The following is a 26,896-nucleotide window of genomic DNA, read 5'->3' as shown; positions in this document are numbered from 1 at the left end:
CCTCCAAGAGCTCCTTGTATAGGCTGTTTCCGCCCATTGAGATCAGGAGCTGCATAACCGTTTCAAAGGGTAACTTTTTCTTTCGCGTAAAGTCTTTTTCGGGGTTTTTGACATACAGTGCTGGTGCGGCTGACATTTCTTGAATAAGGGATGTCAGCTTTTGTTTTAGTGAATTCGCGTACGTATTCATGGGCGAAACCTCCTCGTTTTTTCAAGGGGCTTCGCCACACATTTTCAACTGCTTGTCAAGTTCTTTTACTCTTTTTCACGCAAAAAAGGAGCAGGCTATCTTTCGATAACCTGCTCCTTTGCATAGATATTTGGTTCAACACCTTAACTTAATGACATTGCCCGTTGAGGTGCCCTTTTCTTGTGTCGGTTGCCGCGCCGACGCTGAGAGATCCCGTTTGGCTCTCTCGCCGCCCATTTCGTGTGTTTCTGGTGCTGAAAGCTCCAAATTAGCTCACTCAGATGCCGAACTTGCTAGTTAGCTGCCGCGCCGACGCTGAAAGATCCGTTTGGCTCTCTCGCCGCCCATTTCGTGTGTTTCTGATACTGAGAGCCCCGAATTGGCTCACTCAAACGCTGAACTAGCTGGTTACGCTGCCATACTGAAGCCGAAAGCTCCCATTTGGAATCGCCAACAACGCATCAACCACTATATTTACTCAACTAACAATCCCAACAGTCCCGCCGCTCACCCACCAGTACTCTAAGGAACCCCACAGCGCTTATTCGTTCGAAAATTGCTCTTCGCTCAACTTCTAAGGAACCCAAGTGACCTTATTTGGCCCGATCGGCACGAATTTGCCTCCAAAATCGCCAAATAGCGTTCCTGAGGTTCCTTAGAGTTTCTAGGAGGTCATTTTGCGCTGAATAACGTCTGTGGGGTTCCTTAGTCGGCGAGCGTCTATCGCAACGAACGGCATCGCATCACGCCGCTACGCGCGACGGTGAGAGAGGGTTTTCCCTCTCTCACCGTCCAATTCAAAAAATCCGCCGCAGCTTCTCCGGGTTGGTGACCATATAGATCGCCCGGATCGCGCCGAGCTCCTCGTCCGGCTCGAAAATAATCGCGTACGGCGAGCGGCCCTCGCGGACCAGCAGCACGGCGCGCTGTCCGCTGATCGTAGCCTCGCGAAGCTCGCCTTTGAGCGAGCCTTTGCCCGCTATGCCGCGGAGGAAGGCTTCGATCCGGTGGCGGCCTGTGATCGGATTGATCGCCGATCTGACGACGCCCCCGCCGTCGCTGAGCATGACCGCATCCTCTGTGAGCAGATGAATGAAGCTCTCGAGCTTGCCGGTGTCGAGCGCCTGCGTGAACGATTGGACGAACCGCTTGATCGATGCGTCGAGCGCGGTCTCGTCCTCCACGGCCGGCCGGTGGCCGATCTTGGCAGCGGCCCGGCTGTAGATTTTGCGGCAGGCGGCTTCGGACTTGTCGAGCATCGCGGCGATGTCGGCATAGTCGTAGCCGAACGACTCCCGCAGCACGAACACCGCGCGCTCCGGCGGCGTGCACATCTGCAGCAGCACGAGCATGGCGTAGCCGAGGCGCTCGTCGCGGACGATCCGATCGAGCGGCGCTTCGGAGCCTTCGCCGCCCAGCTCGATAATCGGCTCCGGCAGCCACTGGCCGGGGTAGCTCTCACGCTTGCGCGGCGCAGCCTTCATCATGTTGAGCGCGCGATTCGTGACCAGCTTCACGAGATAGGCTTTCGGATGCTGCACGGCATAGCCGCTGTCTTGCTTGCTGACGGCGACAAACACGTCCTGCACCGCATCCTCAGCCTCGCTCATCGAGCCGAGCATCCGATAGGCGACGGAAGTGAGCAAAGGTTTATACTCGCGGTAGAGCTGCTCGACCTGAGCCCCGGCCTGTGCCGAAACTTGAGGCGCTGCTTCGTTCATCGTCATGGCGGATCGTCCCTTTCTTAGGTCGTCTCATTTGAATTCATCTCATTTGAACTCATCATATTGACCTCATTCTAGCAATGCAAGACCAATAAAGCCACCCGAGTCTCGGGTGGCTTGTGCTTATAACACGAACTTATGCTTCGTAGCAGCCTGGGAACATGCCTGTCGTAATCGCCATTCGGTTCCAGCAGTTGATTGCGTTGATCGCCATGACTAGCGATACGATTTCGCTTTCGCTGAAATGCTCGCTCACTTCGTCATACAGCTCTTGCGACACGCCGCCAGCAGAGATCACAGTGACCGCCTCAGTCAGCGCAAGCGCCGCACGCTCGCGCTCTGTGAAGATCGGCGTCTCCCTCCAAACCGTAATCAGAGCGAGGCGCTGCTCGGATTCGCCCATTTTGCGAAGATCCGTCACATGCATGTCGAGGCAGAAGGAGCAGCCGTTGATCTGGGAAGCTCTAATCTTGATCAGCTCATACAGGACAGGATCAAGCCCCATTTTCTTCGCTGCTTCCTCCAAATTCAGCATCGCTTGGAAGCCGGCGCGGTTCGCGTTCATGTGGTTCATTCTTAATTTCATCGATATATACCTCCATTAGGTTTATTGTTTTGCCTAAGCTTTCGTTCTTTCGCTGTCTAAGACAATTGGAGGGCCGGATTTGTGACAGGGCGGAGAAACTTTTTTTAAAATTGACAGGAGTGCATACAATTGTATACAGTGAGCATATAGTGGTTGTATACAAATGTATGCACATAAGAAAGGGCGTGTAAACGATGAGACACGAACATGAAGGTCATGAAGGTCGCGGAGGTCGTGGAGGCCGAGGCGGTCACGGAGGACCCGGACATGGCAAGCATCATCATCATGGTGCGCAAACATTCCGCCGCGGACGGGCACTCGAGTTTCTGCAGCGGCTCCAAGTGAAACGCGCAACATTGCTGCGGCAGCTTGATGCGCCTGAGTTTCAAGATATAAGACCGACTGTGCTTGGCGAGTTGAAAGCACTCGAAGCGGTTATAGACGAATACGCCCAGCATTTCGAGATTCACGAGCTGGAATCATCCCCATCTGAGCCGCCGCCACCACCAATCCCGCCTGCCGAGGCTGGCGATGAAGGGGATAGCTAACGCATGTGGGAGTTAAGAGCTTACATTAAGCCGTATTGGAAATTCGTCCTGCTCGGTCCGCTCTTCATGCTCGGCGAAGTGTTCTTCGACCTGCTGCAGCCACGGTTAGCTGCTCATATTGTCAATTTCGGCGTCGTCGAACGCGACTTCTCGGTCATTGAGAAGACCGGTATCCTCATGGCTGTCGTGGCCTTGCTGTCGCTCATTACGGGCGTTGGCTGCAACCTGTTCGCAAGTCGCGCCTCGCAGAACTTCGGCGCTGATATCCGCGAAGCGCTGTTCAAGAAGGTGCAGACGTTCTCCTTCGACAATGTCGATCAGCTGAAGTCAGGCTCGCTGATCACTCGCATGACGAGCGACGTCGTCCAGGTGCAGAACCTGCTCCAAATCGCGCTGCAGGGCCTTGTTCGTGCGCCGAGCCTGCTGATTGGCAGTGTCGTCATGGCGCTGCTGATGAACATGCGGCTCGGACTTATTTTGCTAGGAACGCTGGTGGCACTGAGCCTCGTACTTGTTGTCCTTATCCGATTCTCATCCAAGCTGTTCGCAGCCGTTCAGACGAGGCTCGATGCTGTGAACACGCGCATTCAGGAAAATGTCGCAGGTATCCGGGTTATCAAAGCGTTCGTCAGATCCGGCTATGAAACGAAGCGTTTCGAGGCGGTTAACCGCGATTACACGGATATTTCGATTCAAGCGGCACGCTTCATCGCCCTGAATGCCCCGATCGTCACCTTCATCATGAACGGCTGCCTCGTAGCGATTCTGCTATACGGCGGTCAGGATTTAGTGACGCAAGGGTCCGTGCAGGTGGGGGAACTGGTTGCTTTTATCAACTATGTCATTCAGGTGCTCTCGTCCTTATTGATGGTCAGCGGACTGCTCATGAATGTTTCGCAGGCGAATGTATCGGCGAAGCGTATCCATGAAGTGCTGGAGACGAAATCGAAGATTGAAGACGCACCGTCGAGCAAAGTGGAACACGAAAAAGCAACGGCAATGCTTCCGGTTCAACAAGTAAAGCTGAGCGGAGTTGCGTTCTCCTACAACGGATCTGCGGCTGCCGGGGATCTCGTGCTGCAGGATATCAACTTGGAGGCTCGCCGCGGCGAGACAATCGCCATTATCGGTGCCACCGGATCAGGCAAATCCTCGCTTGTTCAGCTCATTCCGCGTCTGTACGACGTCACATCGGGGTCGATTCAGATCGATGGCCGGGATATAAGAGATCTGCCGCTCACGAAGCTCCGCCGGAGTATCGGCATGATGCTGCAGGAATCGTTCCTCTTCACGGGTACGATTGGCGACAACATCGCTTTCGGCAAGCCGGACGCGTCGCAAGCGGATATTGAGGCGGCAGCGCGAATTGCACAGGCGCATGACTTCATCGAGAAGCTGCCGGATGGATACGAGACGCAGCTCGGCCAGAAGGGCGTTAATATATCCGGCGGGCAGAAGCAGCGGCTCTCGATTGCGCGGGCGCTTCTCATTAAACCGCCTATACTTATCATGGATGACAGCGCGAGCGCGCTTGATCTTGGCACCGAACGGAAGCTTCGCGAGGCGCTGACAGCCATTATGAAGGACACGGTGACGTTCATCATTGCGCAGCGCATTACGTCTGTGGCCGGGGCGCATCGAATCGTCGTGCTTGACGCTGGCAGGATTGCCGGCAGCGGCACCCACGAGGAATTGCTCGCTGCATGCGAAGTGTATCAAGATATTTACCGGTCCCAATTCGGCAAAGAGGAGGTCATGGCACATGCCCAGAAACAGCAACCCATCTCGTTCAGCTAACGGGAGCCCAGCTAGCGGGAATCAGGCTCCTGCGCCGGCGGCGAATTTTGACCAAATGGGCTTTCGCCAAGGTCATGGGCCGCTCCTCGGAGGTCCGGGGAAGGTAAGGTCGAAGAATACGGCAGGTACGCTGCGGAGGATCGGCAGTTACTTGGCGCTGCAGCGTCAGTCTCTGATTACCGTTGTGCTGAGCACGGTGATCACCTCTGGCCTCGCTTTGCTAGGTCCCTATATGATCGGCAAAATGGTCGATAACTACGTTGTCCCCCGTCATTACGACGGATTTATGCGAATGGGCATGCTGTTGTTAGGCGTCTATTTGCTTGGGGCGATATTTACTTGGATTCAGCAGTACTCGGCTTCGAGCCTGTCGCAGAACACGGTCCGCGACATGCGCCGGGACATTATGAAGCATTATCAACGGCTGCCGGTTCCGTTCTTCGACCAGAAGACGCACGGCGAGCTGATGAGCCGGGCGACCAACGATATCGCCAACGTCTCGAACACGCTTAATCAGACGGTCGTTCAGCTGATCTCAGGCGTGCTGATGCTGGTCGGCAGTATCGTCATGATGTTCGTGCTCAGCGGCTGGATGACGTTGATTACGATACTGACTGTACCGCTCATTGCGTTTATTACGAAGCGAATTACGAAGTACACCCGGCATTATTTCTCCCAGCAGCAGCGGCATCTTGGCGAAGTGAACAGCTTCGTGCAAGAGATGATATCCGGTCTGAAAGTCGTTAAGGTGTTCGGGCGGGAGGCTACGTCGACGGAGCAGTTCCGCGACATTAACGAGAAGCTGCGGGCGGTCAGCATCAAGGCTCAGAGCCTGTCCGGATCGATGGGACCGATGATGAACACGATGCGGAATATTACGTTTGTGATCATTGCAGTGTGCGGCGGCCTCTTTGCCTATCATGACTTGATTACGATAGGAGTTATTGTCAGCTTTCTTAACTATTCCACACAGTTCAGCCAACCGATCAATCAGCTCGCCAATCAATATAACTTGTTCCAGTCCGCGGTAGCCGGGGCCGAGCGCGTGTTCGAGGTGCTGGAGTTGGAGCCGGAGATGTATGATGATCGCGAAGAATGGCTGAACCGGAGTCTTCCAATACGAGGCGAGGTCGTGTTCGATCGAGTAACCTTCGGCTACAAGCCGGACGTGCCTGTGCTGAAGCAGCTATCGCTTGAGGCCTCTCCCGGACAGATGATTGCACTAGTCGGACCGACAGGCGCGGGCAAGACGACGGTGATCAATCTGTTGACCCGTTTCTACGAGATCGGGTCAGGGCAGATTCGGATTGACGGCAGGGACATTCAGCAATTCAGCAAACAGGAGCTTAGGCAGCAAATCGGGCTCGTGCTGCAGGATGCTTACGTATTTTCAGGGACGATCCGCGAAAATATCCGCTACGGACGCCTCGATGCCACCGATCAGGAAGTGGAGGCAGCGGCTAGACACGCGAATGCGGACACGTTCATTCGAAGACTGCCGAAAGGCTACGATACGGACTTGAGTGCGGATGGCAGCAACCTCAGCCAAGGGCAAAAACAGCTGCTCACCATCGCCCGCGCAGTGCTGGCGAACCCGGCAATTCTCATTCTGGATGAGGCGACGAGCAGCGTAGATACGCGGACAGAGCTTCATATTCAGGAGGCGATGAAGTCGCTGATGAAAGGGAGGACGAGCTTCGTTATCGCGCACAGGCTTAGCACGATTCGGGAGGCAGACAGCATACTGGTCGTGAACGGCGGGGAAATTATTGAGCAGGGCTCGCATGAGGAGCTGCTCCAGTTGAACGGATTTTACGCGGGGCTGGTTCACAATCAATGGGCGGCTCAGGAGCAGACCGGCTAAAAGTGTTGTGAAAAGCCTGTAAAATAGTAAATGCCCGCGTAAAAGCCCTCTAGAGTGCGATGTTGACATCCTTGCGAGAAGTAACTACAATGGTTACAACGGTGGTGGTTAAAGTGAAGCAGATTAGTACGCGGTTTTCAATTGCGGTTCATACAATTTCTCTAATCGCCGTTACGCCAGATTGTACAGGTGACTATATCGCAGGGAGCGTCAACACGAATCCGGTCGTCATTCGGCGGATTATGGGGATGCTGAAGAAAGCCGGTCTGGTCGAGGTTAAGCCAGGCGTTGGCGGTGCTGCCTTGCTGAAAGACCCGGCGGATATTACGCTGCTCGATGTGTATCATGCCGTGGGCGTGACGGAGAATAACCAGCTGTTTCGCATTCATGAGCACTCGAAGATCGAGTGTTCCGTTGGTCGGAATATTGAGCAGGTGCTTCAAGATGAGCTTGCGGAGGCGCAGGCGCTGATGGAGCAGAGGCTCGCGCAGACCACGATTGCGCAGCTGCTTGAGAAGTTTAAGTAAAGGTTCTTAAAGGGCACAAAACGGTTTCGCGAGCGAGATTCGCGAACAAAACGGTTTTGCCTAGGAACCTTTATTTTATACCAAGGTTGTAACTGTTTAAGTTATAACAATAATAGCTACAACAAATTTGAGGAGGAAAACGAAAATGAAAATGTTAGTGACAGGTGCAACAGGGAAGCTTGGCGCGGAAGTGGTCGAGGAATTGCTGAAGACGGTACCGGCCAGCCAGGTCGCGGTCAGTGTCCGGAATACGGAGAAGGCAGAGGGGCTGCGGGCGCAAGGCATCGACGTCCGTTACGGTGATTTCGGCCAGCCAGAGACGCTTGATGCGGCTTTCGCAGGCATCGACCGTATCCTGATTATCTCGACGGATGGCGATACGGAAACGCGGATTCGCCAGCATGTGAATGCAATAGAAGCGGCTGCTCGTGCCGGAGTCGGCTTCATCGCATACACGAGCTTGGCTGGTGCTGCCGACAGCCAGATCCTGTTCGCGCCTCCGCACCAAGCGGCAGAGCAAGCGATCCGCGAGACGGGTATCCCTTACGCGTTCCTGCGCAACAACTGGTACCTGGAGAACGAGGTTGGCAGCATTCAAGGCGTGAAAGCAGGCGCGCCATGGGTGACGTCCGCAGGCTCCGGCAAAGTCGGCTGGGCGCTGCATCAAGAATATGCGCAAGCGGCAGCGGCTGTACTTGCAGGCGAAGGGCATGAGAACAAGACGTATGAGCTGTCCGGCAAGCTGCTGACGCAAGAAGAGCTGGCGACTGCACTCGGCGCGGTTCTAGGCAAGGAAGTTGCCGTTCAGCAGGTGGATGATGAGGCATATGCGGGAATCATGAAGAGTGTCGGCGTGCCGGACTTCGCTATCCCGATCGTGGTCGGCATTCAGCAAGGCATTCGCGCAGGCTCGCTGGAAGTGGAAAGCAATGACTTCGAGGCATTGCTTGGTCGTCCGCTCACGCCGATCCAAGATGCGCTGCAGCAAGTCCTCAGCAAGCTCTCATAAGACTTCTTATTACGAAGAAAACCTTAGCGTATGCGGATGTGCTCCGCCTAAGCTAAGGTTTTTCTATTAGCGCTCAGCTAGCTGCTGATGAAGCTGATCAAACAGGTTTTTCAGGTTAATCGCCGCATTTTCGGCAAAGACAAGCTTGAGATTATCATCGGATGCTTGAACCGATTCGGACGAGTACTCGTACATCTCTGCCTCGTATTCCTGAATCGCAGCTGCAAGCCCAGCAGTAGCACTGTAGTCAACACTGCCGCCATCGCTACCGCCGCCGCCGACATGCCGCACCACAGCGAGCGCCAATGTTGCGGCATCCTTCATTGCGAGGTTCACGCCTTCCCCTGCAAAAGGAGACATCAAATGCGCCGCGTCGCCGATGAGCGTCACGCCCGGCTTGCTCTCCCGCTGCAGTCCGACCGGCAGCATATAGATGCGCCTTGGCAGCACGACATCGTCCGCGCAGCGGATGTAATCCTGCAGCTGCTCGTTCCAATCTTCGAACAGCTGCCGCAGCTGCCGCTTCGCTTCCTCTGGCTGATCGAACGGGATGCCGCATGTATCGAGCCAGTCCCGTTCCGCGCGGAAGGAGGCGTATACTTTAATGCGGCCGTCTCCGTTCAGCTGACCGAGAATCGCCTTGTGGTCGTCCAAGGCGAACATTTTGCCGCGCGCATTGAACGCGCGACTTCGGGATGCTCAGCGGCATTCACATGCAGCTCGATCATGGTAAGTCCGCTGTAAGCTGCCGCAGCGTCCGTGAGCAGCGGGCGAACGCGGGAGAATGCACCGTCTGCGCCGATGACGAGATCGGCCTTAACGTTATGGCCGTTCTCGAAGTGCAGCTCATGCCGCCCATCCGCGAGCGGAACGGCCTCCAGCAGCTTGTGGCCATAGCGAATGGCCGATATGCCAGGGTCCAACGCATCAAGCAGCAGGTCGCAAAGCGTGCCGCGGTCGATCTCCGGGCGTCCGCCCACCGATACTTCGGCGTCGGCGACATCATCCATATAGATCGTTCCGCGCTTATCGAACAGCCGGAAATCCTCGCCCTCATAACGTGCCAGAGCGTGGAACTGCTCCAGCAGTCCAGCCTCCTTCAGCGCCCATTGACCGGAATCCTCATGAATGTCTAGCGAGCCGCCTCGCGACGCATTCGCATCTAACGCTTCACGCTCATAGATCGTGGACGCAAGCCCGTGCTTTTGCAGAATGAGTGCCAGTGTCAGTCCGCCTGGTCCTCCGCCAATAATAGCAATCTTCGGTTGTTCATTCGTTTTATCGTGTACCATAGGGTCAGCTCCGCGTGATTGATAAGAATGTGTTGTTATTGTTGATGTTGTTGTTCTCGATGTGCTTATCTTGCCACGAGGTCATGAACCGAATATGAACAACGATGAACGGATTATGAACAGCGAAAAACCCCTCGGCTACTACAGCTCGGGGCCGCAGCAATCAAGGGGTTTCCATGTCTCACTCACTTTATTTCACGGCACCAGCCGTAATGCCGCTGGCGATTTTGCGTTGGAACAGGATGTACATGATGAGAACCGGCACGATGGTAACGAGCAGCGCTGCGAACAGCGGACCCCACTCCGTACGGTACTGCATCTCCTGCTGCATGACCGCGATTTCGATCGGAAGCGTGTACTGCGTCGGATCGTTCACGATGATCGTACCGACCACGTACTCGTTCCAGATGTTCAACACGTTGATAATAGCGACCGTGATGAGGCCCGGCTGGGACAGCGGCAGCATAATCCGGAAGAACGTGCCGAAATGCGAAGCGCCGTCAATCGTTGCCGATTCCTCGAGCTCCTTCGGCAGCGACTTGAAGAAGCCGACAAGCACGAAGATGCCGAACGCCAGCAAGCTGGACGAATAAACAAGGATCAGGCCAAGCTTCGTATTGATGAGATGCATCGAGTTCATCAGGAAGAACAGCGGGATGAGCGCCAGAATGAACGGGATCATCATCGAAGCGATATACAGCAAGTAAAGGAAGTTGCTGCCTCTGAATTTGTAACGTGCCAGCACGTAAGCCGTCATGGCGGAGAGAATCAGGCCGAGCAGCGTCGAGCCGACCGTGACGACAAGCGAGTTGACGAAATACGTATTGAAATTATATTTGCTCCACACATAGCTGAAGTTCGACCAGAGCAGCGGGAAGTCGGGAAGCGACCACGGCGCATGGATGAAGAACTGTTCATTGTCCTTCAGAGAGTCGAGCAGCGTCCATATTAACGGATAAATAACCGAAACGGCCCATATGAGAAGCAGTAAGTAGAAGAAGCCTTTCGCGACAGGGTTGCGGATGCCTACGTTCATAATTGATTAACCTCCTCAGCCCAATTCCACGGTTTCGTGACGAAGCAGACGCTGCAGCACGACCGTCGTAATCAGCGACAAGACGAGAATCAGGACGCCGATCGACGCTCCGTAACCGAAGTGATATTGCTGGAATGCCATTTGGTACAAATACGAGCCCATAACCTGCGTGGAATTGTCCGGACCGCCCTGCGTCATGATCCAGACGATGACGAACGAGCCGTTCAGCGTCGTCATCATGATATTCAGAATCGACACCTTCATCTGCTCCCAGATGAGCGGGACCGTAATCTTCCTGAACTGCTGCCACTGACCCGCGCCTTCCAGCTCGGATGCTTCGTAGAGCGAGTCCGGGATGTTCTGGATAGCCGCGATGAGGAGAATCATATAGAAGCCGATACCCGCCCAGATCGCGGGAGGGAGCAGCATCCAGATCGTATGGCTGGTGAAGCCGAGCCACGTAATGCTGACCTTCTCCTTCGTGAACAAGGACAGAAATCCGTTCAGGAAGCCGATTTGCGGGTTATATATGAAATTCCAGAGGACACCGATAACGACGACTGAAAGAATGTTCGGGATAAAATAAACCGACCGGAGGAAGCCTGCCAGCTTAAAGTTGAAGCGTGTCAGCGCCACCGCGAAGAAGGTCGCGATCACCATGATGCCGATCACTTTCCCTACGACGAGGAAGTAATCGTTGCCGATCGCTTTCCAGATGATTGGATCATGAAACAGGTCTTTGAAGTTGCGGAAGCCGACAAACTCTTTGTTCTGCGACATGCCCGACCAGTCGAACATGGAGTAGTAAAGTCCCTTAATGACCGGATATACGGTAAAGATACAATAGAATACGAACGTCGGAATGATGAATGACGCGATAAAGATATTACGCTGCAGCTTGGACGAGCCCGACTTCACGCCCCCCACCGTCCTTCCCCAATCAAAGTGCGAATGATGACCAGGGACTTTTTACGGGAAAGCCCTGATCATCATTCGGTTGCTGAACCTATGTGCCGATTATTGCTTTACTTTAGCTGCTACGTCAGTTACGCGTTTTACCCACTCTTCCGGCGTGATTTTGCCGATTGTAAGGGCATCAGTCGCATCCTGCATCGCTTTGTCTACGTCCGCATTGAACGTGATCGTTGGGATCACGACGGTGTTCGCATCTGTCAGGTATTTCGCTGCGTCTTTAACGAAGCTCGGTGCATTGGAAGCGCTGATGTCGCCTTTGATGTTGGAAGGCGCGCCGCTCAGCTCCGCCCATTGCGATGCCTGAGCTTTCGAGAAGATGAACTGCATGAACGCTTTCGCCGCGTCTTTGTTCTTCGCGTTCTTCGCGATGGCAACCGTTGATGTGGACGTATTCGCTACGACCTTGCCGCCTGCGCCTTGCGTGACGGACGGAATGAAGCCGAAGTCGAAGCCGCCTGGGATATCCTTGGACATTTCGTTCGGCAGCCACAGACCGTTCGGGATGAACGCGTCTTTGTGCTGCAGGAACAGCATTTGCGAATCCGTGTGGTTGATTTGGATCGACGCTTTGTCGATAAAGCCTTTGTCGCGCAGCGCGACGATCTTGTTCAGAGCCGCAAGAACAGCCGGCTTCTGGAACGCTTCAACTTTGGAATTGCCCATATCCTGCAGGATGCTTGTATCGTTGTTGTTCTCCGATACGATCGCTGGCAGCAAGATTGCGCCGTTGATGTAGTACGGGTATTTACCGGTATGGATGAATGGCGTGATGCCGGCTCCTTTGATTTGGTCGCTGACTTGCAGGAACTGATCGAAGTCTTGCGGCTCCGTCCAGCCTTTCTCCTTGAAGAGCGCCTTATCCCAGAACACGCCCCATGAGTTCAGAACGAGCGGAATGTTGTACGTCTTGCCGTCGTATTGTTGAGCCGGTTGTGCCAGCAGGTCCGTGATAAGTTCGCCGTCAACGTTCTTCGCTGTTTTCAGCCACTCGGTCAAATCTTCAAGCTGACCGTCCTCGACCATTTGGCGGTCGTTCAAGCCAGGGCCGTCGATGTAGACGAAGTCAGGCGGGGTGCCGCCGATCCAGCGGGGTTTCGTTTGATCGTTGATTTTCGGGCCGGCAAGCTCTTTGATATTGAGGTCAGGGTTAGCTGCTTTGAAGTCGGCGATAACCTTCTTCCACCACTTGTCGCCGTAACCGCCGACGAAGTATTGGATTTCGAAGTCGCCGGTCAGCTTCGTAGCTGTTGCAGCATTGTCTGTCGTTGAGGAGTTGTTCGTTGTTGCATCGGTCGACGTATTCGTTGATGTGTTCGTAGATGTGTTTGTGTTTGTCGACGCATTCGTCGATGCATTCGTTTGGTTGGATGAATTGTCGTTGTCGCTCGAGGAACCGCAGCCTGTCAGAGGCACGACAGCGAGTACAGTTGCAAGACTGAGTGTAGCCAGCTTGTTCTTTAGAATCATGTGTTGCACACCCTCCCAAATGGTTTTGTAAAGCTCTATCCGTATGATAGCGCTGGGAGGGTGCATCTCACTATTGAATATCTTCCAAGAAATCTTGAGTATTCTCTTTTATTTCTTATCATGGGTCTCGGCAAAATGCTGCAGCTCATCCAGTGCCTGCTTCGGCGTCATCCGACTGAACAGCACCGCATCGCCGAGCTTGCGCGCCGTATCCATAACCGCCTGCCAGGCCGGTTCTTGGATCGGGTAGAACTCGGCCTTCTCAAGCGCAGCCATCTCATTCTGCATGACGGGATTGTTACTCGCCAGCCTCTGGCCAACGGTGGACGTTACCGGCAGCAAGCCTTCGCGCCGTGTAAACTCCTCATAGCGCCCATCATCGTATAGGAAGTCCAGAAACTTGGATAGCGCCGCCGTGTCGGTATGATCGTTCTTGAACGACACAAGCACATCCTGCACGCCGAACGATAGCGGCGCATGACCGTCCTTCACCGGAATCGGGCCGACGCCGAAGCGCAGGTTCGGAAATTCCCGCGGCACGACGGACGTGAAATAGTTGCCGGAGATGAGCATGCCGAGCTTGCCGTCGCCCAGCACCCGCTGCTTCTCGTCCCGCGTCGTCACGGTCGGCTCCGGATCGGTCAGCTTCGCGTCGTACAGCTCCTTCAAGAACGTGAGTCCTTGCACGTTCTCCGGCGAATTGATCGTCCACTTGCCGTCCTTGATCCAGCCGCCGCCGGAGCCGAGGAAGAAGTAGGACAAGTACGCCTGCGTCTCGTTATCGGTCAGGTCGACGCCGAAGCCGGTCGCTTTGCCGGTCTTGACGATCTTGCCGGCCGCCGCTTTCAGCTCGGACCATGTCTTCGGAGGCGCTTCTATGCCAGCCGCGTCGAACAGGTCCTGATTGTAGTACATATTGCGCACCGAAGCGACGTAAGGAACCGCGTACTGAACATTGCCCATCCGGTCCTTCTCGAGCAGATTCGGATAGATCTTCTGCTTCAGCTCCGGAGACATGATGTTCCCCATGTTGTTGAGCAGCCCGTCGCTCGCGAACTGCGCGTATGCGTTCGAGTTCAGCAGGTCCGGCGGCTGGTTCTTGCTAATCATCGCGGTGTAGATGCCGCCGAGGATATCCCAGTTGGCAACCTGCAGCTCGACCTCAATGGTCGGGTTCTGGATCTCGAACTGCCGGACGATCTCCTCCAGCAGCGGCTTCGTCTCCGAGCTGTACTCGGCCGCGACGAATCGGATGAGCGACTGCTTCTCCTTCGTCTCGATAATCGGCGCCGGCTCGGACGGCGAGCAGCCGGTGGACAGCAGCAAGGCGTTGAAGGTGATGGCAAGCAGCCCGGAACCCATTATTAATCGCGTCGTTCGCCTCGTTCGGTTGGTCATCGCATGAACTCCTCCCTGCAAGCTTTATTTTTGAATGAACGGAAAGAGCAGCTTCTGATTCTCCGTGGTGTACATATTGGATTTCGTCACAACGACGGAATCGATATACGTGGTTTGATCGGTACGTCTTCCTGCGACCAGACCCAGCGCGGTCTTCACGCTAAGATAGCCCATGTTGAAAGGCTTCTGCACGATCGTCGCATGCAGGACCCCCTCTTCCAGCAGCTTGATCTCATAGACGGAGCTGTCGAAGCCGATCAGCTTCACATTCCCCGCCTGACCCCGTTCCTTCAGCGCTTTCGCCGCGCCAAGCACAGCCGGCTCGCTTAAGGCGATAATCGTATTGAGAGCAGGCTTATCCTGGAGGAGCGACTTCGTATAGTCATAAGCCTTCTCCTCGGAATTCTCTGCATAGAATGTCTCGTCGTACTCGTCTGCATGGGCGTCGAGCGCCTCCTTCACGCCGGTTTCCCGATCGCTCTGAACGCCCGAGTTCGGGAAGTCGCTGATGATCGCGGCATTGAGCTTGCCGCTGGTCGCCTCCACAGCGGTTCGGCCCGCTTGGCGCCCGGCTTCCTTGTGATTGTTCGCGACGTAATAGGGCGGCGAATCCAGCTGAAGCGGCGTATCGACGACGACCACCTTAATGCCTCGTTCGCGGATGTCGCGCAGAATGTCGCCCATGCGAGGATCGTGGACGGGCGCGACGACCAGCGCATCGGGCCCCCGGTCGGCAGCCTCTTGAATCATCCGGATTTGCGTGTCAGCATCCATGTCCTGAAGCGGTCCCTCAACCGTGAGTCCGGCCTCTGCCTCCTTCGCCGCTGCTTGAGCTCCCGCGCTGACCGCCTGCCAGAAGTCGCTTCTCGCGTTGCTCGTCTTCAGCACGAAAGCAATCGAACGCGCCTTCGGAGGAGACACTTCGCCGAGCTTGTAATTCAGCACGCCGAACACAATAAGGCCAATGAGCAGCGGTACGAGTATGAAGGTCATACGGTGCAATCGCATAAGCCTCTAGTCCTTCCTTATTTCACTTTGGGAATCGTAATGGTGACGCATGTCCCGACATCAAGCTCGCTATGAATCCGAACCCCGTACTCCGGTCCAAAATACAGCTTGATCCGCTCATCGACGTTATGAATGCCGATCCCTTTCGGACTAATCGTCAGCACCTCGTCAGCCGGTACAGGTGCGGGTTTCCATATCCGCTCGAGCTGTTCTGCCGTCATGCCAAGCCCGTCATCCTCGACCTCGAAGACGATAAGTCCATTCGACTCGTACCCGCGAACCGTTACCGTCCCTTTGTCCGGCTTGTTGCGCAGACCGTGGTAGATCGCATTCTCAACGAACGGCTGAAGCAGAATCTTCAGCGTCTTATACGGCATGATGCCTCGGTCAAAATCAACGATGTACTCCAGCTGCGACTCATAGCGCATCTTCTGAATGAGCAGATAGTTCGTAATGTGCTCGGCATCGACGCGGATCGAGACGAGCTCCGTATCCTTGGCAATGCTTGCGCGGAACAGCTTGGCGAGCGCAGAAGTCATCAAGACGACCTGCTCATGCTGCTGCTGCTCGGCCATCCACACGATCGAATCGAGCGTATTGTACAGAAAATGCGGATTAATCTGCGACTGGAGCAGCTGCAGCTCGCTCTTGCGCTTGTTCTCCTGCGTATGAATAATCTCCTGCATGAGCCGCTTGATCTGCCCGACCATAATGTTGAACGTATGGCCAAGCTGGCCGATCTCGTTCGGCTCGCGGATGACGGTCTGCGTGTCGAAGTTGCCTCGTTCCACCGCTTTCATGTCACGCTGCAGGTTGCGGATCGGACGGGACAGCCGGTGCGAGATGGCGATCGACAGCAATAGGCTGACGATCAGGCCGGCGCTGGCGTAGAGCAGGAATGTTTGGCGAATATCGTCCTTGTTGCTGATGAGGTCATTCGCATACGCGACGCCAACGATTTTCCAGCCGAAATTCGTATCCTGGACGGTGTAGCTCCGCTTCCCTTCCTGATCATCCACCGTAAACACCGTACCGCTCGGCGCCTCCTTCACCCGCTCGATCTGCTCGGTGCGCAGATTGCTGTAGATGAGCTGCTGCTTCGGATGGTAGACGATGTTGCCGTCATTATCGACGATGAACATGTAGCCCTTCTTGCCGAGGTTGATCTGGCTGCACAGGTCGGTAATGACGCTGAGGTTCAGGTCGACGAGGAAGACCCCCTCCCCCGTAACGCCGTCGGAGTTCTTCAGCTCCCGGCTGAGCGAGACGACCCAGCGATATTCGTTCTGGATGATATTCTGTACGTGCGGAGCGGATAGAACGGATTTACCGCCTGCCGCTTTGGCATTGCGGTACCAAGCCTGATCCGTAAGCACGGCGTACGGGTTGATGCTCGTAATCCGGCGGTCGGAGACGACCCGGCCATTGTAGCCGAACACCATGAGCGAAGCGATGTCCTTGCGCGTATAGAGGATCGCTTGGAACAGATCGGAGATTCGTTTCTCGTACACCCTGCGGTCTTCGTTGCCGATAAAGTTGTTGCTCGAAATGTAATAGTTGACGTCCTTGTTGGTCATCGCGAGCAGCGAGATATTCTCCATATTGTCCACGTAGGACTGAATGTTCGTGTTGACCTGCTTCATAATCTCCTCGATGTAGCCCTCGGAGTTCCGCTCCACGGAATAGACCGCAAGCTGGTAGCTGGCGAGGCTCGTCACCGTGATGGTCACAAGAATGAGGCAGGAAAAAGCGAACGAGATGCTCGACTGGATGCTTTTGAATGGGAGCAAGGGTGCGAAAGGTTTGCGGTCCCTCATCAGGTCAGCCTCCGCTCTGCGTATCGCGGTATTCTCTAGGCGTTCGGCCGGCGTGCTTCTTGAACAAGAGGCTGAAATAGTTCGGATCGGCATAGCCGACCTTCTCGGCAATCTCGTAGAGCTTGAGCGAGGTCGTCGATAGCAGCACTTTCGCCTTCTCTACACGCACACGGGTCAAGTATTCAACGAATGTCTCGCCGGTATATTGCTTGAACACAAGGCTGAAGTAGCTCGTGCTCATGAGGACGTGCCGGCATAGATCCTGCAGCGAAATTTGCTCATCGGCATAGTTAGCCTCGATATACTCCGTCGCGCGGACCATCTGCGTGTTGGTGTAATGGCTCCGATTGGCGGAGATCGCGGTAATGAGACTGGAGACGATCGTTTGAAGCCACTGCTCGAGCTCGTCCAGCGTCTTGAAGCCATAGATGTCGATCATCCAGCTCTGCTGCTGATTGGCGAGTCCCTTCTCTTGGATGCCCAGCTCCTGTACCGTATTCATGAGCGAGAGCGTCAGCTTCTGGAGCTGCAGGTAGCAGCTTTCGATCGGAAGACGCAAGCGCTTCAACTCGTCCACGATCTGCTTGATGAGCTCTTGGGCGTCCGCTGCGGACCCGGTCTTCACAACCGTAGCGAGCTTGCGGTCCCAATCCGGGGTCGGGATAGTCGTCGATGCCGGGGCTCCCTCCATATCGAGGATGCCGAGCACCCGATTCTTGCCGAGCAAGAATCTATAATCGAGCGCGGAGAGCGCGCTCTTGTAAGAGAGCGGCAATTGATCGGCGGAGCTGACGCTTCGTCCGACACCGACCGTCACGGTCAGCTTGAGGTACTTCTCAATCTGCCTGCGAAGCTCTTCCGCTAGCTCGTAGGCGTGCTCGTAGATGTTGATCTCGGGCGGCACACCGGTGATAACGGCAGCCATCCGCTCCTCGCGTGTCCGGAAGGACAGTGCTTTCTTCAGCGCCGTAATCTCCTCGAACACATTGAACGCGGCAAAACGCAGAAACTCCTCGTCATGCACGCTCTCCAGCCGTTCGCGGTCGCCGAAGTCGTCGATATCCGCCACGAGGACGAGATATGGCGGCGTCAGCTTCGGAATATCGAAGTAGCCGAAGCGCACCTCGATCTCCGGCTTGCCGACGCCAAGCGTGACAAGACGCTCGAGCAGCCGTTCGCGAAGCAGCGGCATGCTCTGGCGCAGCTGGCTCTGCAGCATGCTGAGATCCTCGCGGATCTTCATCTCTTCGTCCATCTCGGCACGCACTTTGTTCAGCAGCGTGCGGATCTCCATCGCCGTGATCGGCTTGAGCAGGAAATCGGACACCTTCAGCCGGAGCGCTTGTTGGGCATATTCAAACTCATCGTAGCCAGTAAGGATAATGACTTTGACTTCGGGATAGCTCGCTGTAATGAGACCGGCCAGCTCCAGTCCGTCCATATAGGGCATGCTGATATCGGAAATCACCAGGTCGGGCTGCTCGCGCTCGATCGCATGCCAGGCATCGCGGCCATTGGCATAGTCGCCGACAAGCTCGAAGCCATGCTCTTCCCAGCGAATGGTGTTCTTAAGGCCTCCGCGTACGACCGCTTCGTCATCGACGATTATTACTTTATACAACGTCATACACCGCCCTGTTTAATATGAAAGCGCAACCATGCTAGAAACGAATCTATTATACACGATTTCGAGATTTGGCGTAGACGCCCAGTCCATGGAAACATCATAACTTAATGTTAGATAACCTGACAACGGGAGTGATTGGCAGTTCGCTGCTGCTGTATATTACAGGTTTTTGTGCCGCTGCGAGGGGAGCTTTATGCTATACTTTACTTACATAAATGGCCAATCCAAAGGGGTTTTGCACATGTCAGCGCAGATAACAGAAACTCACTACAAGCAGCGTGTATTTGCAGTTGATATTGGGACAAGGAGCGTTATCGGCCTTGTTGGCTATTACGAGAACGGGAAGCTTGTCGTGGAGCATGGCGAGGTAGAATACCACAAGGACCGTGTGATGATCGACGGGCAAATTCATGATATTGACGGGGTCACGGAGTCGATTCGGGTTATACGGGCGAAGCTTGAGGGAGCAAGCGGCCAGACGTTCACGGAAGTGGCGATCGCAGCAGCCGGGCGGTCGCTCATTACGGGAAGAGCGCGGCTGGCGCAGCAAATCGACGAGACGAAGCCGATTGAGAAGCATGTCATCGACTCGCTTGAGATGGATGGTTTGCAGAAGGTGTATACGGAGCTGCTGGAAACATCGCCGGAGATGCAGGATTACTTCTGCATCGGGCATACGGTCGTTCATTATTATTTGAATGAGAAAACGATGCTCAGCCTTCTTGGGCACAAAGGCCGGTCTATTGAGGTCGACTTAATCGCTACGTTCCTGCCTCGTACGGTGGTGGACAGTCTCTATGCAGCGGTGAGCCGGATCGGGCTTGATGTCAGCTATATGACACTTGAGCCGATTGCGGCCATCGAAGCGGCGGTTCCGGCGAACATTCGGCTGCTCAACATAGCGTTAGTCGATATCGGCGCGGGGACAAGCGATATTGCCATCACCAAGGATGGCACCATTGTGGCCTATGCGATGACCGCTACCGCGGGGGATGAGATTACGGAAGCGCTGGCGCAAGCGTATCTCATGGATTTTGACAGCGCGGAAGAGCTCAAGTGCCGACTACGCGAGCAGCCGGTGCAGCAGTATAAGGATATCATCGGCATCGAGTACGAGAAGCCGACCGAGGAGATATTGGACCAGCTGTCGGAAGTCATCGACCTGGTCGCGAAGAACATTGCCGACAATGTGCTCGATAAGAACGGCAAGTCGCCGAGCGCGGTGTTCCTGACGGGCGGGGGGAGCCAAATTCCGCGGCTGAATCAGCTGATCGCGGGCTATCTGGAGCTGCCGGCGGAGCGGGTCACGACAAGGGATATGTCGAACATTCCGAACCTGAGCGTAAGTAACTTTAAGTTGGAGGGACCGGAGGTTGTGACGCCGATTGGGATCTTGGCGAAGGCGCTGTCGCATTTGGGGCGCGACTTCGTGGAGGTGTTCGTGAACGGCGCCGGCGTGAAGCTCATTAACACGAAGACGCTGAAGGTCATCGATGCGCTTATGCTCGTAGGCTTCAATCCGCAGCAGCTCATTGCGAAGGCGGGCAGGTCGTTCGAGGTGTACCTGAACGGACGGAAGAAGACGGTGTTCGGCGAAGCGGGCGAGGCCGGCGAAATCTACGTGAACGGCGAGCCTGCGAGCATCAGCACCCCGATTAAGGCGCAGGACCGCATCGTTATCGTGCCTGCCAAGCATGGCGAGAAACGGGCGATGACGCTCGGCAAGCTCGTCCACGTGCATGCAGGCTTTAAGGTGAACGGCGCTTGGATGAGCACGATTGTGAACCTGCGGTTGAATGGACAGGCCACGGAGGGCGACCTGCTGCTCGCCGACCAGGATGTGATCGAGTTCGAGCAGCTTGAGACGGTGGCTGACCTGCGCAAGGCGCTCGTCCTTGATGCGAGCGTGGTTGTATACGCGAACGGTATGGTCGTAGAGGACAGCTATCGGGTAGCGGACCATGATTTGATTAGCGTTGAAGCGGGCATTGATGCTGAGGAAGCTGCGGCGGCTCAGGTGGAGGCGGCTAGGGAAGAAGCAGCGGCAGCTGCGGTTGTGGCTGCGGAGGCGGTTGAGACCGCGGATGCAGCGGGTGAAGTTGAAGCAGCTGAATTTGTCGCTGCGGAACCTGCGGAGCCCGCCGCAACGGCTGCGGACAATGTTGATGCCGCCATCGCTATTGTGTGCAACAGTTCTCCGCTTGTGTTGCCGCGCGGTCTCGTCTTCGTCAACTTGTTTGACTACGTCGATTTCGACAGAAGCAAACGGCAGGGCAGCCTGCTTATGACACATAACGGCGATCCGATCTCATACACGAGACCGATTCTGGATGGCGATGTTATTGAGCTTAGGTGGGTGTAGATACGATGATAAAAGGATTGTATGAGGCGCATTTGCCGGTTCGAGACTTAGCGGTTTCGATTGCATTTTATACAAAGCTAGGGTTGAAGCTGGCTTGGCGCGATGGGGATACGGCGTTCTTCTGGATCGTGGAGGGGCGAAGCTGGGTGGGGCTTTGGCAGGGTGCCGAGTACCAAACGCCGTACCATCCTTCATTGCGGCATATTGCTTTTGAGGCTGAGTATGAGGATTTGAAGCGGTCCGTGGAATGGCTGGAATCCATTCAAGTTGATGCTGTCCCATTCGGCCGGAGAACTTCGGTCCAGCCATTCGTCCGTCCGAATCAAGGGAATGCTTCCGTCTACTTCAATGACCCGGACGGTAACAGTCTGGAGTTGATCTGCTATGTTCCGGTTCCCGAGGAGCTTAGGGGCATAACGGATAAGTTGTCTTTTGAAGAGTGGGAGAAGCTTGCAGGCGGAGATTAGATGAAGGAGGAAGATACGCCATGCTAGCAATCGTAAGTCAAAATGGTGAGGGTTATATGGCTCGTTTCGAACGTGTCTTCACGGCTCACTCGGTCCAGCAGGTGTGGGCGTACTTGACGGATAATGAGCTGCTGCCAACTTGGTTCCCTGAGCTTCGTGTCGGTGAGCTGCGTGAGGGTGGATGTATGAGGTTCCTGATGCCTGATGGCGGCGATGCGCTTGAGATGGCGATCTTGGACATGAAACCGGAGTCCATTCTCGAGTACGCGTGGGGCGAAGACGTTGTTCGCTTCGAATTGTATCCGGAGGATGTGGGCTGCAGGTTGGTGCTTCTCGAGAAGCTAAGCAAGCTGACCGTTCATACGCCGAAGGATCTAGCGGGCTGGCATGTCTGCCTTGATGTGATCGGCGCTCTGCTGGATGGCAGAACGATTGAAAACCGTAAGGCAGAGTGGGAGCGGTGGTACGGGCAGTATCAGGAGATGTTAGCTGGAGGATTAGGTTAGTGGACTAGCCAGACAAAGAGAGGTACTGGGTACGCTACATGAGCCGAAAATGCGGGAAATGAGACAAAGAGAGGTACTGGGTATGCTACATGAGCCGAAATTGCGGGAAATGGGATAAAGAGGGATACTGGGTACGCTACATGAGCCGAAATTGCTGCAACAAAAAGAGAGGTGCTCAGCACCTCTCTTTTTGTTGCAGCTATACATCTACAGCTGGCCGAGCAACAAGCAGCCTAACGCGCCTGTCACGACGACGATCCACGGCGGCAGCTTCCAGAAGGCAAGCATGCCGAACAAGACAGCCGCCAGCGCGAAGTCCGCTGGCGCCAGAATCGCCGTCGTCCACAGCGGATTATAGAGCGCGGCGAGCAGGATGCCGACCACTGCCGCGTTCACGCCGGCGAGGGCGCCTTGCACTTTGGGGCTCGTACGCAGCGAGCTCCAGAATGGCAGTGCGCCGACGATGAGCAGGAAGGCGGGCAGGAAGATCGCGATTGTTGCGACCACTGCCCCGAGCACGCCATCGGCCATCATGCCGAGGTAGGAGGCGAAGGTGAACAGCGGGCCGGGCACTGCCTGCGTCGCGCCATAGCCAGCGAGGAACTGCTCAGAGCTGACCCATCCGGTCGGCACGACCTCGCGTTCCAGGAGCGGGAGCACAACGTGACCGCCGCCGAACACGAGCGAGCCGGACCGGTAGAAGCTATCGAACAGAGCAAGTATCTCGCCCCCGCCGCCACTTCCAATCCCATCCGCTCCGCCGGAGGCGCTGGTCCACTGCCGGAGCAGCGGCAGTGAAATGAGCAGTACCAAGAAGAGTGCGAGACAGAACGCCCCAAACTTGCGGCTGACCGGCACCTCCATCGGTGCCGCCTCCACGGCTGTTCCGTTCTGACGGTGATAGAGCCACAGCCCGATCAGACCAGCACACACGATGAGCAGCACTTGACTCCATGCCGACGGCGATAAGAGCGAGAAGACCGCCGCGGCGACGGCAATCGTAGCGCGGTTCCGATCAGGAGCAAGCTTCTGGCCCATGCCCATAATGGCATGGGCGACAATGGCGACGGCAACGATCTTCAGTCCGTGAATCCAGTCCGCACCTGCGATATCGCCCCCTTGAAGCAGGAGCGCGAACAAAATCAACGCGATAACAGACGGGAGCGTGAAGCCGATCCACGCCACGAGTCCGCCGAGCAATCCGGCGCGCATGAGTCCAATGCCGATACCGACTTGGCTGCTGGCCGGCCCGGGGAGGAACTGGCATAGCGCCACAAGATCGGCGTAGCTGCGCTCGTCCAGCCATTTGCGGCGGCGTATATATTCATGATGGAAATATCCAAGGTGAGCAATCGGACCGCCGAACGAGGTGAGCCCTAGCTTCGTCGACACGAGCAGCAGCTCGATTAGCGTTCCCAGCCGACCTTTTGGTTTTTTTGTATGCATCCTTCAGTAATCCTTTCATCTAACCGCATAAATAAACAGAAGTATCCCCATCTTATCACAGCCATTCGAAGCCGAATGTTAAATTTCTGATAAGAAGCATGCAAATCGTACTCAGAAATTGGTATTGACGAACGACCACTGCAATGCTAAGTTAATTGTATAAAATTAAATTGTATAAAACACAAATGAGGAGAGATCAATCATGAACACATTGTATACAGCAATTGCAACAGCAGAAGGCGGCCGTAACGGAGTTATCACTTCATCGGACGGTGTACTCAATCTCAATGTCCGGATGCCGAAAGCGCTTGGCGGCAACGGCGAGGAAGGGACGAATCCGGAGCAATTGTTCGCAGCGGGTTACTCGGCTTGCTTCGACAGTGCGCTTAACCTGGTGGCGCGCATGCAGAAGGTGCAGCATGAAGGCAGCGACGTAACCGCACATGTCAGCATCGGCAAAGCAGCGGACGGCGGCTTCGAGCTGGCGGTGCAGCTGCATGTGAACGTGGACGGAGTCGAGCAGCAGACAGCGGAAGAGCTGGTGAAGGCGGCGCATGGCGTTTGCCCATACTCCAGAGCGACTCGCGGCAATATCGAGACGAAGCTCGTCGTGAACGGGCAGCATATCGGCTAAAAACAAAGAAGGAGCAACCCACCGGGCGGCTCCTTCTTCTTCTTCTTAAAACGCGCTAAGCAACAACTCGAGCGCCCGCTCAGCATCTACCTGAACGCCAACGTTAACCGGCGTGCCGACGGACGGCTTCTCGCGCAAGTCCGCAACCGTCATGCCAAGGCATACCTCGCCCTGCGTTTCAACCGACAGCTTAAGCACTTCAGTCTGCACAACGCCTGGTTCAATAGCTGCCAGAACCGTAAGCGGATCATGCAGCGGCGCGCATTGGTTGTAGCCGTCCGCCTCGTGGTAGAAATTGAAGTAAAACTGCATCGAGTCGTTCAGGAAGCCGACTACATCGCGGTTTTCCGACTTGCAGGAGGTCTTCAACCCATCCAGATGGGACTGATGAAGCATCGTCTGCAGCGTGACATCCAGACCGATCAGCGTGATCGATAGTCCTGACTTAATAACGAGGTCAGCCGCTTCCGGGTCACCCCATATATTCGCTTCGGCGGTCGGCGTAATATTGCCTGGTACGCGAACAGCGCCGCCCATAATGTAGACATGTTTGATTTTCGAAGGAAGCTCGGGATCCTTCTGAAGCGCATGCGCCAAATTCGTCAAACGCCCAAGCGCAACGACAACAAGCTCGCCGCGCAGCTCATCCGCATTGCGAATAATGAAGTCAGCTGCAGCTTCATCCACCGGACGCTGTGCGGTGTTCGGAATTTCAACGTCGCCAATACCGTTAGAACCGTGCACGAACGTAGGGAATACGTCTACTTTGCGGACGAGCGGCTGCGCAGCGCCTTGGCTAACGGGAATATGACCTTCCAGCCCGGCTAGCTTCAGCACCTTGAGCGTGTTCTCGGTCGCAAGCTCGACAGGAATGTTGCCGAAGACCGATGTGATGCCTACAATATCCGCTTTGCCGGATTTGACTGCGTAAAGAATCGCGAGCGCGTCGTCAATCCCTGTATCGGCGTCTATTATGATTTTCGGCTTAACCATGTCCTTAATCCCTCGTTTTTCTATAAATTAGTAACTTCGTAATGATACCGTCTGCTCCTGCGGGAAGCAAGATGTAACGATAGCTTAACACGACTTAGCATTCGCCATATTGCACAGCTTCAATCCGCTCTTCTACAGTCGATCCGGCTGATAATCGGTTTCCGTATAGATCGAGATGAGTATGACCGCCGGCTCCTCGCCAATATTGCGGACGAGATGGGGAATGCAGGCGTTCCAGCTGAACGAATCGCCTTCATGAAACGCTGCCGAATCTTCTCCTTGCTCGGCGTAAATACTTCCTTTCATGACGACATGCACCTCTTCGCCTTCGTGCGCATGCGGCTCTGCTCCGGTCGAAGCGCCTGGCGGCAGCTCCACGATGACGATGCGTACTTTATCGGTTGCGCTCAGATGCTCTACTTTAAACTGATCGCTGCGGCTCGATGTGACGCGCCGTTCATCTTTGCGTACAATCTTCATCCGATCTTCCTTCTGCAGCAGCAGGTAGGCGAGCGGAACCTTCAGAGCCTTCGCAATGCTCTCCAGCGTCGAGATGGAAGGGGACGTCTTGTTCGTCTCCACCTGGCTGAGAAACCCTTGCGACAAGCCGGTTTCCTCGCAGATTTGGGCAATCGTGATGTGTTTGCGCTTGCGGATCGCTCGAATGGAAGAGCCGATATCCATGTTTATGCTCACCCTAACTTAAATATTGATCATACGAAATATATGTTGATATTAACAATTTCCAAGTTGACTTGCTAGCACCATGCGCATAATATTAGTAATATAGAAATTAATTTGTTAAAACTAATATATTCAACTCACATAAAGGAGAGATACGACGATGATGCCAGCTTATTTCTTCGCGCATGGCGCGCCTTCATTAGTATTAGAACAGCATGCTTACAGTGATTTTCTGAAAAATTTCGCTTCCGCCCGGCTGCGGCCGAAAGCGATTGTGATCTTCTCCGCTCACTGGGAAGAAAGATCGGTGCAGAAGGTCAGCGCAGTCGGCACGTACAGCACCATCTACGACTTCTCCGGTTTTCAGGATGAGCTGTATCAAATGACGTATCCGGCGAACGGCAACCGTGCATTGAGCGAGCAAATTCAGTCGCTGTTCGCGCAGCACGGCATTCCAAGCGAGCTCGACGAGACGAGAGGGCTTGACCATGGCGCATGGGCAGTGCTAAAACTGGTTTATCCGGACGCAGATATCCCGGTCATCGCGCTGTCCGTCAATCCGATGCTGACGAATGAGCAGCAGTATCAGATCGGCAAGGCGCTCGGCGCGCTGCGGGAGCAAGACGTCCTTATTATTGGCAGCGGCGGCACGGTTCATAATTTGCGCAGATTGAATTGGCGGGCGGCAGAAGCGGATGCGTGGGCGGTCCAGTTCGACGAGTGGCTGGAGAGCAAGCTTACGAGCTGGGATACGGAAGCGCTGTTCCGCTATCGCGAGCAGGCGCCGTTTGCAGTCGAGTCGGTACCGACGACGGAGCACTTCATTCCTCTATTGTTGGCGATGGGTGCAGGCGATGCGAACCGGAAGGCGACGCTGATTCACCGCAGTTACCAATTGGGTAGTCTAAGCTTGAGCTGTTGGCAGTTTGACTAACTAAA

General features: G+C 55.1%; 22 protein-coding genes and 2 pseudogenes. 10 read left to right on the top strand and 14 right to left on the bottom strand.

Annotated elements, in window-relative coordinates; translation table 11 throughout:
• From A8990_RS24870 to A8990_RS24860, 3 genes and pseudogenes are all read right to left on the bottom strand, one after another.
• Positions 1–190 (bottom strand): annotated as a pseudogene (locus tag A8990_RS24870) (IS4 family transposase); the annotation flags it as partial.
• 797 nt (positions 191–987) lie between these two features.
• A complete protein-coding gene (locus A8990_RS24865; protein ID WP_245996197.1) occupies positions 988–1,917 on the bottom strand; it encodes a sigma-70 family RNA polymerase sigma factor in 930 nt (309 codons plus the stop codon).
• 133 nt (positions 1,918–2,050) lie between these two features.
• Complete coding sequence (locus A8990_RS24860) at positions 2,051–2,500, bottom strand: carboxymuconolactone decarboxylase family protein (protein ID WP_116191732.1); 450 nt, start codon at positions 2,498–2,500, stop codon at positions 2,051–2,053.
• A 194-nt stretch (positions 2,501–2,694) separates the two neighbouring features.
• Here A8990_RS24860 and A8990_RS31710 point away from each other — a divergent pair, with 194 nt between their 5' ends.
• The 5 genes from A8990_RS31710 to A8990_RS24835 all read left to right on the top strand — a co-directional run bounded on the left by A8990_RS31710 (position 2,695) and on the right by A8990_RS24835 (position 8,245).
• The gene (locus A8990_RS31710) at positions 2,695–3,048 is read left to right on the top strand and encodes a hypothetical protein (RefSeq protein ID WP_181909769.1); all 354 of its coding nucleotides are present in this window, start codon (positions 2,695–2,697) and stop codon (positions 3,046–3,048) included.
• 3 nt (positions 3,049–3,051) lie between these two features.
• Complete coding sequence (locus A8990_RS24850; RefSeq protein WP_116191731.1) at positions 3,052–4,845, top strand: ABC transporter ATP-binding protein; 1,794 nt, start codon at positions 3,052–3,054, stop codon at positions 4,843–4,845.
• On the top strand, positions 4,811–6,709 hold the full coding sequence (locus tag A8990_RS24845; protein ID WP_116191730.1) for an ABC transporter ATP-binding protein: 1,899 nt from the start codon (positions 4,811–4,813) through the stop codon (positions 6,707–6,709). The genes A8990_RS24850 and A8990_RS24845 overlap by 35 nt, the downstream gene beginning before the upstream one ends.
• Positions 6,710–6,822: 113 nt before the next feature.
• Positions 6,823–7,236, top strand: a complete 414-nt coding sequence (locus A8990_RS24840; protein WP_116191739.1) for an Rrf2 family transcriptional regulator — start codon at positions 6,823–6,825, stop codon at positions 7,234–7,236.
• A gap of 145 nt (positions 7,237–7,381) precedes the next feature.
• Positions 7,382–8,245, top strand: a complete 864-nt coding sequence (locus A8990_RS24835; RefSeq protein ID WP_116191729.1) for an SDR family oxidoreductase — start codon at positions 7,382–7,384, stop codon at positions 8,243–8,245.
• 66 nt (positions 8,246–8,311) lie between these two features.
• Here the strand turns inward: A8990_RS24835 and A8990_RS24830 are convergent.
• From A8990_RS24830 to A8990_RS24795, 8 genes and pseudogenes are all read right to left on the bottom strand, one after another.
• Positions 8,312–9,537: pseudogene (locus A8990_RS24830) on the bottom strand (FAD-dependent oxidoreductase).
• A gap of 190 nt (positions 9,538–9,727) precedes the next feature.
• On the bottom strand, positions 9,728–10,573 hold the full coding sequence (locus tag A8990_RS24825) for a carbohydrate ABC transporter permease (RefSeq protein ID WP_116191728.1): 846 nt from the start codon (positions 10,571–10,573) through the stop codon (positions 9,728–9,730).
• Between the two features lie 15 nt (positions 10,574–10,588).
• A complete protein-coding gene (locus A8990_RS24820; protein ID WP_116191738.1) occupies positions 10,589–11,491 on the bottom strand; it encodes a carbohydrate ABC transporter permease in 903 nt (300 codons plus the stop codon).
• A 99-nt stretch (positions 11,492–11,590) separates the two neighbouring features.
• Positions 11,591–13,015 (bottom strand): ABC transporter substrate-binding protein, encoded by a 1,425-nt coding sequence (locus tag A8990_RS24815; RefSeq protein WP_116191727.1) that lies wholly within the window; start codon positions 13,013–13,015, stop codon positions 11,591–11,593.
• Between the two features lie 108 nt (positions 13,016–13,123).
• Positions 13,124–14,413, bottom strand: coding sequence for an extracellular solute-binding protein (locus A8990_RS24810; protein ID WP_116191726.1), 1,290 nt, complete (start codon positions 14,411–14,413; stop codon positions 13,124–13,126).
• Between the two features lie 24 nt (positions 14,414–14,437).
• Positions 14,438–15,421, bottom strand: coding sequence for a substrate-binding domain-containing protein (locus tag A8990_RS24805; RefSeq protein WP_116191725.1), 984 nt, complete (start codon positions 15,419–15,421; stop codon positions 14,438–14,440).
• A 17-nt stretch (positions 15,422–15,438) separates the two neighbouring features.
• The gene (locus A8990_RS24800) at positions 15,439–17,238 is read right to left on the bottom strand and encodes a cache domain-containing sensor histidine kinase (RefSeq protein ID WP_245996196.1); all 1,800 of its coding nucleotides are present in this window, start codon (positions 17,236–17,238) and stop codon (positions 15,439–15,441) included.
• Positions 17,239–17,242: 4 nt separating this feature from the next.
• A complete protein-coding gene (locus A8990_RS24795; protein WP_116191736.1) occupies positions 17,243–18,859 on the bottom strand; it encodes a response regulator transcription factor in 1,617 nt (538 codons plus the stop codon).
• Positions 18,860–19,106: 247 nt separating this feature from the next.
• Between A8990_RS24795 and A8990_RS24790 the strand changes: the two genes are divergently transcribed.
• Genes A8990_RS24790 through A8990_RS24780 form a run of 3 tightly spaced genes read left to right on the top strand, consistent with a single transcriptional unit; the run spans position 19,107 to position 22,200 of the window.
• Positions 19,107–21,227, top strand: coding sequence for a cell division protein FtsA (locus A8990_RS24790; protein ID WP_181909768.1), 2,121 nt, complete (start codon positions 19,107–19,109; stop codon positions 21,225–21,227).
• A gap of 5 nt (positions 21,228–21,232) precedes the next feature.
• On the top strand, positions 21,233–21,694 hold the full coding sequence (locus A8990_RS24785) for a VOC family protein (protein WP_116191723.1): 462 nt from the start codon (positions 21,233–21,235) through the stop codon (positions 21,692–21,694).
• A 20-nt stretch (positions 21,695–21,714) separates the two neighbouring features.
• Positions 21,715–22,200: an SRPBCC family protein gene (locus A8990_RS24780; protein ID WP_116191722.1), complete on the top strand. Its 486-nt coding sequence runs from the start codon at positions 21,715–21,717 to the stop codon at positions 22,198–22,200.
• A 207-nt stretch (positions 22,201–22,407) separates the two neighbouring features.
• Here the strand turns inward: A8990_RS24780 and A8990_RS24775 are convergent, their stop codons facing one another.
• A complete protein-coding gene (locus A8990_RS24775; protein ID WP_116191721.1) occupies positions 22,408–23,646 on the bottom strand; it encodes a chromate transporter in 1,239 nt (412 codons plus the stop codon).
• Positions 23,647–23,848: 202 nt separating this feature from the next.
• Between A8990_RS24775 and A8990_RS24770 the strand changes: the two genes are divergently transcribed.
• A complete protein-coding gene (locus A8990_RS24770) occupies positions 23,849–24,280 on the top strand; it encodes an organic hydroperoxide resistance protein (RefSeq protein ID WP_116191720.1) in 432 nt (143 codons plus the stop codon).
• Positions 24,281–24,325: 45 nt separating this feature from the next.
• On the opposite strand, the gene A8990_RS24765 is transcribed toward A8990_RS24770, so the two are convergent.
• Together A8990_RS24765 and A8990_RS24760 are read right to left on the bottom strand one after the other, a co-directional pair.
• Positions 24,326–25,273, bottom strand: a complete 948-nt coding sequence (locus A8990_RS24765; protein ID WP_116191719.1) for a nucleoside hydrolase — start codon at positions 25,271–25,273, stop codon at positions 24,326–24,328.
• A 132-nt stretch (positions 25,274–25,405) separates the two neighbouring features.
• Positions 25,406–25,957, bottom strand: a complete 552-nt coding sequence (locus A8990_RS24760; protein WP_116191718.1) for a helix-turn-helix domain-containing protein — start codon at positions 25,955–25,957, stop codon at positions 25,406–25,408.
• Positions 25,958–26,117: 160 nt separating this feature from the next.
• Between A8990_RS24760 and A8990_RS24755 the strand changes: the two genes are divergently transcribed.
• Positions 26,118–26,891 carry a DODA-type extradiol aromatic ring-opening family dioxygenase gene (locus A8990_RS24755; RefSeq protein ID WP_116191717.1) on the top strand — a complete coding sequence of 258 codons (774 nt, stop codon included), beginning with the start codon at positions 26,118–26,120 and terminating at the stop codon, positions 26,889–26,891.
• Positions 26,892–26,896 lie beyond the last annotated feature (5 nt).

Source organism: Paenibacillus taihuensis (assembly GCF_003386535.1).
Taxonomy (GTDB): Bacteria; Bacillota; Bacilli; order Paenibacillales; family Paenibacillaceae; genus Paenibacillus_Z; species Paenibacillus_Z taihuensis.
Note: the sequence above shows the minus strand (reverse complement) of the source record. Positions and strands in the feature narration are given on the sequence as shown.